The organism is Bradyrhizobium sp. PUT101, from assembly GCF_052043945.1.
Taxonomy (GTDB): Bacteria; Pseudomonadota; Alphaproteobacteria; order Rhizobiales; family Xanthobacteraceae; genus Bradyrhizobium.
Genome location: NZ_CP197207.1, coordinates 5,366,132 through 5,378,539, shown reverse-complemented (window position 1 = coordinate 5,378,539; position 12,408 = coordinate 5,366,132). Strand labels below are relative to the sequence as shown.

The window sequence follows — 12,408 nt, the reverse complement described above, 5'->3', positions numbered from 1 at the left end:
CATGAGCCTATCCCGGAGATCGCTGCTCACCTCAGGTTCGGCCGCGCTTGCGGCGGCCAGTCTCGGATGGCCGACATCATCACGGGCGGCCCCCTCGATCGTGGCAACGACCTATCCCGGCAGTTTCGATGAAGCCTTCCGCTCGGTGGTCGGGCCGACCTTCAAGAAGTCCAGCGACGGCGGCGTCACCTTTACGCCCCTGCTCGGCGTCGACCAGATCGGCAAGATCCAGGCCTCGCGCAACACGCCGCCCTTCGACGTCGTGCTGTTCGACGAGGGACCGCTGATCCCGGCGATCGCGAGCGGCGTGCTGGAGAAGTTTCCTGTCGAGCAGTCGAAGTCATATGCCGGCATCCCCAGCGTGTTCCGCCATCCCGACGGCTACGCGCCTGTCATCACAGTGCAATTGATCGGCATCGCCTACAATCCGAAGAAGATCACGACGCCGCCGACCTCGTGGGAGGATCTCTGGAAACCGGAATACAAGGGGCGCGTCGGCATCACCGGGCTCGGCTCGAGCCTCGGCACCGCCTTCATGGTCGAGATCGCGAAGCTGAACGGCGGCTCCGAGACCAACATCGAGCCGGCCTTCGAGGCCATCAAGAAGCTGCTGCCCAACGTTGGTGCGATCGCGGCCTCGCCCGGCGCGCTGGCTGCGCTGTTCCAGCAGGGCGAGATCGATATCGCCTTCAATTTCTGGAACAACGTGGCGCTGCTCGCCGCCAAGGGCGTCGACATCGCCTTCGCGAAGCCGAAATCCGGCGCCGTCGTGATCCGCACCAGCGCCCAGATCGTCAAGAACAACCAGGATCCGAAGGCGGTGCTGGACTATCTCGACACGGTGATGTCGGTCGAAACGCAGAAAGGCCTCGAGGCGGCGCCCTGGGTGATGATGCCGACCAACAGCAAGGTGGCGCTGACCGGCGCCAATCTCACCGTCGCCAAGAGCGTCGACGACCTCGTTGCCAACAATGTGCTGCTTGACTGGACCAAGTTCCAGCCGCTGCGCGGCGAATGGATCACCCGCTTCAGCAAGGAAGTGAAGATCTAAATGACGCCGGCAAGCACGACTGCATCACGACAAATGCTGCCGGTGATCCCACTGGCGGCGTTGTTTCTGGCCGCATTCGTGTTGCCACTGATTGCGCTTGTCGCGATCAGTCTGTTCCGCACGCCACAATTCGCGGAGCTGTCGCCGGCGCAGTATCTGCGCTTCTTCTCGGACCCGTTCAGCATCAAGGTGCTGACGGACACGATCTGGCTGGGGGCGGAGGTCGCACTGGCGACCCTGATCCTCGCCTATCCGCTCGCACTTGTTTACGCCGCGAGCGGCCAGTTCATGCGTACCTTGATCACGTTCCTGATCATGCTGCCGCTCCTGACCAGCACGGTGGTGCGCACCTTCGCCTGGATCGTCCTGCTCGGCCGCGACGGCATCATCAACACGGCGATGCTGTCGCTCGGGCTCTGGCAGGCCCCAGCCCGCTTGCTGTACACTTGGGAGGGCATGGTTCTGGCGCTGACCCAGATCCAGCTTCCTCTGATGGCGCTGCCTGTCATCAACAGCCTGCTGCGGCTCGACGGCAATCTGACGCGCGCGGCTGAAGGGTTGGGCGCAAGCCGCGCCCGCATCTTCATCACCGTCATCCTGCCACTGACGCTGCCGGGCGCCATCGCCGGCTGGCTGCTCGTCTTCGCTGCCGCTGCAACCGCCTTCATCACGCAGACACTGGTCGGCGGCGGGCGCATTATCCTGATGCCATCCTATATTTACCAACAGGCGGTCGGCGTGCAGGACTGGCCGTTCTCGGCGGCGCTGTCGCTGATTTTCACGCTGGCCGTGACCGGCATCGTCTTTGCCATCGGCGCGCTGTCGCGCCGCTGCGTGCGAGGCGTCGATGCAGCGTAGCCTCATTGATCGCGCCTATTCCGCCATCATTGGTGCCATCACCGCATTCGGGATGCTGCTGCTGCTGGCACCGACGCTGGTCGTGCTGATCATTTCCTTCACCGGCGGCATCACGCTGAAATTCCCACCGCCGAGCTGGTCGCTGCGCTGGTATGTCGAGCTGCTGCAATCGCAGGAAATCGTCGAGCCCGCGTTAACGAGTCTCAAGGTCGCAGTGGCGGCGACGATTCTCTCCGCAGTGCTGGGCGGCGCGGCGGCACTCGGGCTGGCACGGAGCCGGTTGAAGATCGCGCGCGTCCTTGACGCTCTGTTCATGTCGCCGATGGTGCTGCCGGCGATGGCTTTCGGCCTGTCGCTGCTGCTGGTCTTCAACCTGCTCGGCATCCGCCTGTCGGCGGCGACGCTGGTGCTCGGCCACACCATCATCTGCGTACCCTTCGTCATCCGGATGGTCGGCGCCTCGGTGCAGCAGCTCAATCCGGTGCTGATCACCTGCTCGCTGAGCCTGGGTGCCAGCCGCTGGTATACCTTCCGGCGCGTCACGCTGCCGCTGATCCGCCGCGGCATCGTCGCGAGCTGCTTCGTCGCGTTCCTCACTTCGTTCGACAATGTTCCGGTGTCGCTGTTCCTCGCCGACGCGCGCACCGAGGTCCTGCCGATCAAGCTCTGGGCAATCCTCGAAGGCAGCCTCGACGTGCGCGTCGCCGCCGTCTCCGGCGTGATCGTGCTGCTGACGCTGGCGGGCCTCGTCTGCGCCGAAATCTTCGGCGGCGTCAGCCGCCAGATCGGGAGCCGCTGATCATGCCGATCGAACGCGATCTTCGCGGATATGGCCGGGCGCAGCCCGATATCGTCTGGCCCAACGGCGCCCGCGTCGCGGTGTCGCTGGTGGTGAACTTCGAGGAGGGTGCCGAGCTCGCGGTCGAGCAAGGCGATGCGGAGACGGAGCACTATGGCGAGGTCGCCTCGACATCGCCGCCGGGCGTGCGCGATCTCGTGCAGGAGCAGGTGTTCGACTATGGCATGCGCGCCGGCCTTTGGCGATTCCTCGACGCCTTCACCGAGGCCAAGATCCGTTCCACCTTCATGATGTGCGGCCGCGCCGTCGAGCGCGTACCGGACCTTGCCCGCGCCGTGGTCGAGGCCGGGCACGAGCCGGCGGTGCATGGCTGGCGCTGGCTGCCGCACGCGCTCTATGGGCATGCCGAGACGGAACGTCGTGACATTGAGAAGACGCGCGACGTCATCGCCCGCGCGACCGGTCTCACGCCGGTCGGATTCATGTCGCGCGGCAGTCAGAGCGCATGGACGCGCGATATCCTGATCGGGCTCGGCTTCGCCTACGATTCCAACGCGCTCGACGACGATTTGCCCTATTGGAGCCGGTCGCCACAGGGAGCGATGCTGGTCCTGCCCTATGGCTTCGATACCAACGACATGAAGTTCTTCCATCCGAACGGCTTTGTGCAGCCGGAGGATTTTTCAAACTATGTCAGCGCCGCACTCGCCACACTGGTCGAGGAGGCAGAGCGCGGCCGCTCCGCGATGCTGTCGGTCGGATTTCATCTGCGCATTTGCGGCCGGCCCGCGCGCTTCCGCGCGGTGAAGACCATTCTGGCCGAGCTGGCGCGGCTGGAGGGCCGGGTCTGGATCGCAACACGCGCCGACATCGCGGCGCACTTTCGTGAAGTCGCGCGCTAGGTCGCTCGCACGCCCGCAACGAGCGTGCTGACCTCGTCCTGCAGCGATTGCAGCTTCCGCGTCGGCCGGCCGCTCAATTGCAGCACGAAGCCTGGCCGGTCTCCGCGGTGACGCCGCAGATGCCTAGCCCCGCAATTCCGCGGGAGAGCTGCCGGCATGCAGCATCCGAGATACGAATTCTTCCAATCTAGAACACGTCGACATCGCCTCTCCGAGCGTTGACTTGGAGAGGTCTCTGGCGGAACGATCGGCGCAGATCATCCGCACCAGCTCTGCCGTGAGCGTAGCCAAAGGCCAGAAGCCCAATGCATCAACATACTGGACCCCTCGGTCTTCCTGCGTTGAGCGCAGCGGAGCGGCTCTTCATCTGGGGATTTAGGGCGAAGGCACGCAGCGGTGGCGCCGTTCCGACCGCAGCCGATATCAAGGAGGTGTACGACCATTTCCGCGTAGGCGACGCCGTGCCCTCGCTGGAATCCATCATCGAGATCTTCGCCTGCACCGCCCATACGGCCATCGAGGTGCACTGCCCGACTTGTCCGCGCATGTCGGACAGCGAGCGCGAAATTCTGTCCGCCATCGCCGCAGCACAGCAGGATCGCGTCGATCTCGCCCGCGAGCAGTTCGAGCGCTGGCTGCCGCCTGTCGGCGCCGACTGGGCGCTTGCGCCGGTCCAGGGGCTTGCAACGATCTTCCGCATGGCCGGTCTCATCCTGCCCGACCGGCACGTGCGGTCTTTCGACCACGATCGGATGATGGCGATGAAGAGCTGGCTGGTCGGAAGCCCCACGCTGCACTGACGAGAACATTCATGATGCAGGATCCATGCGATTCCGTGGCAGCCCCGGACGCCGTCCGGCCGCAGCTCTGTCCGCTCCGGGCCGCGCTTGCGGCGCCACGAAGCGTCGAAAGCTACGATGACTTCTGCCGCGTCGCGCTGTCGCTGTTCCGGTTCATCGGAGCGGCCTACGCGACCGGCACATCCGATTGCTGGGAAGCAGCCTATCGCTTCGCGGACGAGGCACCCGGCGTTGCCGACAGCCCGCTGCTGGTCGCACGGGCTGCCGCACTCGTCAGGATCCTGCGCAGCGGCCGGCCGTGCGAGCTGTGCTTCATGCCGCCGTCCTGCCGGCGCCTGTCGAAGGACGAAACCGAGTTGATGCGGCTGCTGGCGGCAGCGCGCCGCAAGCAGCCGGGCGAGCTCGAATCCGCCGTCTGCCAATTCGTCGGCAATGAGAACGAGATTGCGACCACGCGGGCAGTCAACGCGCTGGCGTTCTGCTGATGCTTTGACGGGTTCCAATCGCATCAGGAGCGGCCTTGCGCTATCATATCGCCATGGAGGCGCAGTGCTCGATGCCCTCCATGAAACCTCCAGGCGGTCCCCCTCTTGAGAATTGACCGCCGGAAAGGTCTGATGGGGTGCGGGAGAGGACTCCCGCCAACGCAACCCGTGACCTGAGCGGCATGACCATGTCGGTCGAACAAAGGGGTCGCCCGATTTGAGCTGATGCGCGTGCGATCGGTGCGAACCGCGCTACCCGCCCGCAACGCACGCCTCCATGATGCCGTCGAGTTCCGCCTTCGAGAGCACCCCAAGCTCGGCGATGAAGACGATCCGCGTCCGTGCCGCGCCCGCTGCAGGCGCATCGCCCGGTGCAAGCGTGGCGCGACCGCCGGCGAACTGAAACACCATCGGGCGTCCGGGCTGCTCGATGCTCTCGAACAGTCCCTTGGCGCGCGCCAGCTTCGGCGCCAGTCGGTTGATGGCCTGCTGCAAGCGGGGCAGCGAGACCGGCTTGTCCGAGGTCCAGCTCAGCGTCTCGAAGCGCTCCTCTGCCGGTCGCCGCGGGCCCACTTCGCGCGGCACGGGCGGGCGATCGACGTCCGCGGGAAACAGCAGCGCGGCAGGAATCTCGCCATGCTGCGCATCGACCACGACGGCGGGAATACGCAGCGCGCGGATGGCCGCGCGCATGCGCGCTCCCGCGCCTGCGTCGGCCAGATCCACCTTGCTGAGCGCCACGATATCGGCGACCCGCAATTGCGAACGCTGGAGCGCATCGTCGAGGGCCGCGGGCGGTGCCGTCGCATCCATCACGCAGAGCACCGTCTCCAGCCGCGCCTCGCGCAGGATCACCGGATCCATCAGATTGCGGACGATGTCGGCGGGATCGGCGACGCCGCTGGTCTCGATGACGATATACTCAGGCTTGGGATCACGCCGCAGCAGCGTCGAGAGCGTGCGTAACAGATCACCCTCGAGCGAGCAGCAGATGCAGCCATTGGCAAGGCTGACCACGCCGTCGCTGGCGCCCGCGATCAGCTCCGCATCGATGTTGATCGCGCCGAAATCGTTGACCACGGCGGCGATCCGCCGCCCCTCCGCATGCGCCAGCAGATGGTTGACGACCGTGGTCTTGCCCGCCCCCAAAAAGCCCGTCACCAGGAGAAGGGGGACCGGCATGGGTCAGCCCTCGACGACGGGGCGGCGCACCGGCTTACCGGGCCGTGCGGCCACGTCCAGCACGCCGTCGGAGATCAGCGGCTGGCCGCTGACCACGAGATGCCGCACGCCTTCCGACGGTCGGTTCATCGCGGTGAAGGTCGCACGGTCCGAGAGCTTCTCGTAATCGAACACGACGATGTCGGCATCCGCGTCTTTCGCGAGCCGGCCCTTGGCGCGCATCGCGGGCGTGCTCTGCGACAGGATTTCCGCCGGGATCAGCGCGCATTTGCGCACGCCGTCCAGCAGCGACACGGTTTTGCGCTCGCGCACCCATTCGCGGATGAATTTCGTGAAGCAGCCGGCCGAGCGCGGATGCGAGGTGGCATCATCCGGCAGCGGCCAGGCATCGCCGGTGTAGGTGGTGCCGTCGGAGAGCGTCCACGGCATCGCATCGGAGGCGATGGCGCCGCCGGGATACAGTACCGACATGTCGAGCAGGTCGCGATGATGCGCATTGTTCTCGGTGTCGAGGATGTGCCAGAGCACCAGCGACGACGGCTCCTCGGCCTGCGCCTTGAGCAGCTCCTCGCGGTCGTGGAAGCGATAGCCGTCGGTGACACGCTGCACGGAATCATAGCCGGTGCCGTTGCGCTCGACGAACTCGGGATCGCTGAAGAAGGCGGCGGCCAGCACGGTGGAGCCGGTGCCGTAAGGATAGGCCTCGACCGTGATCGGCAGACCCTGCGCCTGCGCCTTCTCGATCAGCACGCGGCAGCGCTCGACGTCGGTCTTGCTCGACGAGTTGAAATGGCAGATGTGCATGTGCGCGCCGGTGGCGCCGGCGTAGCCGATCAGGCGGATATAGGCTTCCGCCGCGCTCTCGGGGTCGATGCGCGACATGAAGGCGACGTGGGTGAAGGTCGGCACGTCCTTGGCGGCAGCCAACTGGCACACCGCGGTCAATTCCTGCACGCCGGCGCCCGGCGCGTAGGCGTTCAAGATGCCGATACCGATGCCGCCTTCGTCGAGGCCGCGGGCGAGGCGCTCGAGAACACCGGCGACCTCCGCATCGGTCGCGACGTTGTCGATCCAGCGGCGATCGCGCATGGCGTTGCCGAATGCCTCCAGCGAGCTCTCCGCATTGGAGCCCGTCATCGCGCCGATGCGGGCAAAGGCCCAGTTGGTGGCGGCGCCGTAGTTCAGCACGCGGCCTTTCCGCGCCTGGCGCTCGTACCACGACCCGACCGGCAGCACGCCGGCCTCGAGATCGAGCGTCGTCGTCACGCCGTCGAACGCCTGCATGCGGTCGGCCGGGATCGATTGGCCGTGGGCGTGCAGATCGATGAAGCCGGGCGCGACCACGAGCCCGGTCGCGTCGATCACCCGCTCGGCTCCGCCGAGGCCCGTGCCGACGGCGGCGATCTTGCCATCCACCACCGCCACATCCCCAACGGCGTCCATCCCGCTCGCGGGATCCACCACCCGGCCGCCGCCGATCACCAAACCGCTCATATTGTCACTCCGAAAAGCTATTGCCAGAGCTTCCAAAGGCCCGGCGGCCGCTTCGGAGGCTCGAGACCGGCCGCATCGCGCACCGTCTCGGCCGGCATAGATGCAGATTTTTCGATGAACGACCACCTCCGTCGATGCCGACGCAGCATGCGTGACAGTCTGAGGCGTCCACGCGTCGGGTCGGCTTATACCGGCATGACGGCCTCTCAGAGACCGTCGAACCAGGACTTCCACTTTGGCACCGCCGTCGCGAACGTGCCGCGATGGCTGGTGCTGCCGGTCGAGACCGCCTCTACAGCCTGGTTGCCGCTGCCGATCGCGCGCTGATAGGTCATGGGCAGCTGGCCGAGGCCGATGCTGATGACTTCGTCGCTCTCGCCATAGTAGTTGCGAACCTTGCTCTTGATGATCCAGCGATACGCCGTGGCCTGCGCAGCGAGCCGCCCGTAGGCTGATGCGGCAAAGAATTGCGGATCGAATAGTCGGCGCGGATCAGCTTGTGCAGATCGGCCGGCACCTGCGTAGGATCATAGGGTTCGCGCAGATAGGCCTTGCGCGAGACGTCGTAATACGCGTCCGAGATCAGCGAGCGGGCAAGCCCGGGGACGCCGTAATAGTTCTCGAACGAGAAGGCCGAGAGGATGAACAGCGACGTCACCCAGCTCGCGTCATTCTTGCGCGGAAAGTTGAGAAAGCCGTTCAGCGCGACGAACACGTCAGCCGGCGCGCTGGCGGTGGCGGCTGCATCGACCTTGACGCCGACCTGCTCGAGCTTCTCGAGCATGGCCATGGTCACGAAGCCGCCTTGCGACCAGCCGGCGAGAAACAGCTTCGTCGTGGTGAGCTTGAGATGATCGAGCACGGCACGGCTCGCGACCAGCATGTCGTAGGTCGCCTGCTGGTGGCTCGCCTTCACCATGTAGCCTTCCGGCTCCGACGACGTTCCCAGCCCGAAATAGTCGGCGCCGACCACGACATATCCCTGTCCCGCGAACTGGGCGATCATCAGTTGGGTTTCGGGTGACTGCTGCGGAAACGAGGGAACCTCCTGCTTCCCATAAACGGTGCCGTGCTGATACGACACCATCGGGAACGAGGTGCCGCTGTCCTCTGGGATCGCGAGCAGACCAGACGCGATCGTCGGCTTGTTGCCGCGCTCGGGCACGACGGACGAATAGGTCACGCGATAGAGGCGGACGGCATTGCGCGCCGGGCTATAGACTGTCGTGATCCCGGTGAAGGCGGGCGTATCGACCTGCAGGATCCTGTTGAGCTGATCGGCATCCCAGCGCGCGATGCGCTGATACGCGATGCTGGCTGATAATTTGACGACTTGGCCCTCCTGCGCCTGGGCGGAAACCCCCACGAGGAGTTGGAGGAGAAGCAGGAGAGAAAAACGCCAAGCCGGCTTCATGCAAGAGACCCGTGGAACGAGAAGGTGACAGGCCTACAGAGGTTCGGTTGAGATTGTGTTGCGCCGGGCCTCGCGCAATTCGGAAACCAGCCTGTCCGTGCGCTATTGTCGCAGCTCGGTCGCGACACGCGTTCGCAATCTCGCGACATGTCTGCCCGAGTTTTGCCTTTCGCCTCACCCTTTCGGAAGAGGGCGCAGGGAAGACCGGGCGCCGGCTGGCACCCATAAGACCCCCGTGCTGAACGAATGCACGCGCAATGCACAGGGGAGACACAGGGCAGCCGAAACCCGGCCTTCCCTGCGCGATGGTTTGACGGCCTATGCCGCGCTCTCCCGGGAGCCGAGTTCCTTCTGGCCTCCCTCGCCTCGACGAAATTCACGGCATCGCGCCGGTTGACGCGAGTGACGCCTTCGCCAGGGCTTGACCGTAGCAACGACGGCCAGGACCACACGGTTTCGCCGTACGCAGGCCATCCGGCTTCGCCAAGAGGCTCCGCCGGACATGGGCGCCGTCCGTCTTCGCGGTCCGCGCCATGCTCACGAGGTTCATCCCGCCCTGCACGCAACAAACCGCCTTTAACGCCGCCCGCGTCCACCGCAACCCAGCCCGCGTTCGTGACGACGTACGACCGCCCCTCTGGTGGGCTGGGATGGCCGGCACATACGACAAATCCGAATTTCGGTAAAGTGGAATATTTTCGAGGAGAGGGGTTGACAGCGGATTGGTGTTTCGCCCGACGCCGCCCGGTGGACGATCGGCGCGTCGCCGATGACGGTGCGACGCGCTGAACTGTCTCGGGGCAGCCAGTTGACAGCCCTTCGCAAATAAAACTAGGGTGACTGCGACGGTTCTCCTTCGGGAGATCAATAGGGAATACGGTGCGGGGATCCCCCAACGCCGTGGCTGCCCCCGCAACTGTAAGCGGTGAGCCTTTCGCCAAACGCCACTGGGCCTGCGAGCTTGGGAAGGCGGCGACAGGCAACGACCCGCGAGCCAGGAGACCTGCCGTCAGTCGTGGTCACACGCGAGCACATTGGGCGGGGTGTCCTGGTGGGTGTTGAGCTGTCTTCCTCTTGAGGCAGCGGCCAAACTGCGTTCGCGGTGACGTGCCACGTTATCGCGAGTCTATTGATGACCTCCCGTACAATCTTCGCGCCACAGCATCGCCGCGCGTTGCTCCGTTCAGTTGCATTCTCCTGCCTCGTATTCTCCTGCCTCGTGTTGTCGACGGATGGCTGGGCACAGTCCGAAAGGCCGGCCCAGACGCTCGATCCTGTGGTGGTGCAACCGCCAGCGAGGCCACCGAATGCTCGCAGCACCCGACGTAGCGATGCAACGCGCCTCGCGCGCTCACGCCAGCAGCGAGGCGTAGCTGCCGACACGCGTGCTCCGACTGCCAACCCGACGGGTCCCGAGTTCGCCGCACCGACGCTCAACCTAACCGGCGCTAGCACGGCCGGTAGCCGACTCGGCTTGACGCGACTGCAGACGCCGGCCAGCGTGGAGGTGATCTCGGCCGAAACCATTTCTGAACGCGGCCAGCAGAACATCCTCGACGCGGTGACGCAAAACGCCACCGGCTTCACGGCGAGCCCGGCACCGGGCAATGGCGGAGTCTCGTTCAATACCCGCGGCTTCACGGGCCTTGGATCCGTCATGACGCTATACGACGGCACCCAGCTCTATATCGGCGCCGGGACGGTGACGTTTCCGTTCGACACGTGGTCGACCGAGCGCATCGAGGTGCTGCGCGGCCCTGCATCGATGATGTATGGCGCGGGTGCGGTCGGCGGCGCCATCAACATTGTTTCGAAACTGCCGCTGTGGATCCCTCGCAACCAGGCCGAGATGTCGCTGGACAGCAACATGACGCGGCGAATCGCGGTGGACAGCGGCGGTCCGGTGAGTAAGGACGTCGCCTATCGTATCACCGCCACCGGCAACATGTCGGACGGCTGGGTCGATCGCGATAATACCTCCAATGCCGCACTTCATGCCGTGGTTCAGGTTAAGCAGAACGAAGACGTCATCTGGACGCTGTCTACAGATTACGGTGACCGCAACCCGTCGCGCTACTTCGGCACGCCGCTGATCAACGGCAGGCTGGATGAATCCCTGCGCTTCAAAAACTACAACGTCAGCGACAGCCACATCCGCTACCAGGATAGCTGGAACCAGGTGAAGACCGATTGGCAGATCACCGATGGAATCTCGGTCCGGAACACTCTTTACTATTTGAACTCCAAGCGACACTGGAAAGACGTCGAAAGCTACGCCTACAATCCTGCCACCGGGCTCATCAACCGAACCAGCTATATCGAGATTTTTCACGATCAGCAGCAGCTCGGCAACCGCATGGACGCGAAGTTCCGTGGGCATGTCCTTGGCATGGCCGATGAGTTCGTGGCGGGCTTCGACGTCAACCGCATCAATTTTACTCACACCAACAATTCACCCTACGGCGGCTCGTCGTCCGTCGATCCATTCGATTTCGTTCCAGGCGTATTCAACAGCCCGAACGCCACAGTTCCCGGTTACGGCAGCGTAACCAACCAGTACGCGCTATTTGCCGAAAACAGGCTGTCGGTCACCGAGCAACTGTCGTTCATTGCCGGTATCCGACAGGATGAACCGACAATCACGCGCACTGACTACGTCACGCCCGCAAACAGCTTCGAAAAATCGTTCTCCTCGACAACTTGGCGCGCCGGCGCGGTCTATACACCCCTCAAGGACCTCGCTTTCTATGGCCAGTATGCCACTGCGGTCGATCCGGTCGGAGGGCTGATCTCACTGTCCTCCGCAAACAAGAACTTCGACCTCGCCACCGGCAAACAGATCGAGATCGGCGTCAAACAATCGTTCTGGGGCGGCCGCGGCGAATGGACCTTGGCCGGTTATGAGATCGTGAAGAACAACCTGCTGGCACGCGATCCCAACATTCCTTCACTGACCGTCCAGGTCGGCCAGCAATCATCACGCGGTGTCGAAGCCTCGGTCGGCTTCCTGCTCGATTATGGTTGGCGAATCGATGCCAACACCGCCTTCCTGCGCGCGAAATATGATGACTTCGTGCAGGCGGTCGGCGGCGGAAGCGTGAACTATGCCGGCAACGTACCTGTCAATGTACCGCAGAACGTCTCCAATATCTGGGCGACCTGGGCGTTTGCACCGAACTGGTCGGCCAATGCGGGCGTCCAGATCGTCGGCAAGACCTACGCCGACAACGCCAACACGGTGACACGCCCGGCCTACAACATCGTCAATGCAGGCGTGCAGTGGAAGCCTGATCTCAACACCACCGTGTCGTTCCGCGTCTACAATCTTTTCGACGAGGTGTATGCGACCTCGGGCGGAACCACTCAGTGGCTACTCGGCATGCCGCGCACGGCGCAGATCGCCGTCAACGTGAAATTCTAACC

Annotated in this window: 9 protein-coding genes, 1 pseudogene and 1 riboswitch; of the genes and pseudogenes, 7 read left to right on the top strand and 3 right to left on the bottom strand. The window is 64.4% G+C overall.

Features of this window, described 5'->3' with window-relative positions:
- Position 1: 1 nt before the first annotated feature.
- The 6 genes from ACSHT2_RS25950 to ACSHT2_RS25925 all read left to right on the top strand — a co-directional run bounded on the left by ACSHT2_RS25950 (position 2) and on the right by ACSHT2_RS25925 (position 4,895).
- Positions 2-1,051, top strand: coding sequence for an extracellular solute-binding protein (locus ACSHT2_RS25950; protein ID WP_440637372.1), 1,050 nt, complete (start codon positions 2-4; stop codon positions 1,049-1,051).
- On the top strand, positions 1,052-1,909 hold the full coding sequence (locus ACSHT2_RS25945) for an ABC transporter permease (RefSeq protein WP_440637371.1): 858 nt from the start codon (positions 1,052-1,054) through the stop codon (positions 1,907-1,909).
- Entirely contained in the window at positions 1,899-2,708 is an 810-nt protein-coding gene (locus ACSHT2_RS25940; RefSeq protein WP_440637370.1) for an ABC transporter permease, read from the top strand. The genes ACSHT2_RS25945 and ACSHT2_RS25940 overlap by 11 nt, the downstream gene beginning before the upstream one ends.
- Before the next feature lie 2 nt (positions 2,709-2,710).
- On the top strand, positions 2,711-3,610 hold the full coding sequence (locus ACSHT2_RS25935) for a polysaccharide deacetylase family protein (protein WP_440637368.1): 900 nt from the start codon (positions 2,711-2,713) through the stop codon (positions 3,608-3,610).
- Between the two features lie 305 nt (positions 3,611-3,915).
- Positions 3,916-4,410 (top strand): hypothetical protein, encoded by a 495-nt coding sequence (locus ACSHT2_RS25930; RefSeq protein ID WP_440637366.1) that lies wholly within the window; start codon positions 3,916-3,918, stop codon positions 4,408-4,410.
- 11 nt (positions 4,411-4,421) lie between these two features.
- Complete coding sequence (locus ACSHT2_RS25925; protein WP_440637364.1) at positions 4,422-4,895, top strand: hypothetical protein; 474 nt, start codon at positions 4,422-4,424, stop codon at positions 4,893-4,895.
- Positions 4,896-5,147: 252 nt separating this feature from the next.
- On the opposite strand, the gene ACSHT2_RS25920 is transcribed toward ACSHT2_RS25925, so the two are convergent.
- The 3 genes and pseudogenes from ACSHT2_RS25920 to ACSHT2_RS25910 form a co-directional block, all read right to left on the bottom strand.
- Positions 5,148-6,077, bottom strand: coding sequence for a CobW family GTP-binding protein (locus ACSHT2_RS25920; protein ID WP_440637362.1), 930 nt, complete (start codon positions 6,075-6,077; stop codon positions 5,148-5,150).
- Positions 6,078-6,080: 3 nt separating this feature from the next.
- A complete protein-coding gene (locus tag ACSHT2_RS25915; protein WP_440637360.1) occupies positions 6,081-7,571 on the bottom strand; it encodes an amidohydrolase family protein in 1,491 nt (496 codons plus the stop codon).
- A gap of 206 nt (positions 7,572-7,777) precedes the next feature.
- Positions 7,778-8,985: pseudogene (locus ACSHT2_RS25910) on the bottom strand (alpha/beta hydrolase family protein).
- Between the two features lie 829 nt (positions 8,986-9,814).
- Positions 9,815-10,010, top strand: a riboswitch (cobalamin riboswitch).
- Positions 10,011-10,117: 107 nt separating this feature from the next.
- On the opposite strand from ACSHT2_RS25910, the gene ACSHT2_RS25905 reads away from it, so the two are divergent.
- Positions 10,118-12,406 carry a TonB-dependent receptor gene (locus ACSHT2_RS25905; RefSeq protein WP_440637358.1) on the top strand — a complete coding sequence of 763 codons (2,289 nt, stop codon included), beginning with the start codon at positions 10,118-10,120 and terminating at the stop codon, positions 12,404-12,406.
- Positions 12,407-12,408 lie beyond the last annotated feature (2 nt).

Coding starts and splice junctions, on each gene's coding strand:
- ACSHT2_RS25915 (WP_440637360.1), bottom strand. CDS start 7,571: ATGAGCGGTTTGGTGATCGGCGGCGGCCGGGTGGTGGATCCCGCGAGC.
- ACSHT2_RS25935 (WP_440637368.1), top strand. CDS start 2,711: ATGCCGATCGAACGCGATCTTCGCGGATATGGCCGGGCGCAGCCCGAT.
- ACSHT2_RS25930 (WP_440637366.1), top strand. CDS start 3,916: ATGCATCAACATACTGGACCCCTCGGTCTTCCTGCGTTGAGCGCAGCG.
- ACSHT2_RS25950 (WP_440637372.1), top strand. CDS start 2: ATGAGCCTATCCCGGAGATCGCTGCTCACCTCAGGTTCGGCCGCGCTT.
- ACSHT2_RS25920 (WP_440637362.1), bottom strand. CDS start 6,077: ATGCCGGTCCCCCTTCTCCTGGTGACGGGCTTTTTGGGGGCGGGCAAG.
- ACSHT2_RS25940 (WP_440637370.1), top strand. CDS start 1,899: ATGCAGCGTAGCCTCATTGATCGCGCCTATTCCGCCATCATTGGTGCC.
- ACSHT2_RS25905 (WP_440637358.1), top strand. CDS start 10,118: ATGACCTCCCGTACAATCTTCGCGCCACAGCATCGCCGCGCGTTGCTC.
- ACSHT2_RS25925 (WP_440637364.1), top strand. CDS start 4,422: ATGATGCAGGATCCATGCGATTCCGTGGCAGCCCCGGACGCCGTCCGG.
- ACSHT2_RS25945 (WP_440637371.1), top strand. CDS start 1,052: ATGACGCCGGCAAGCACGACTGCATCACGACAAATGCTGCCGGTGATC.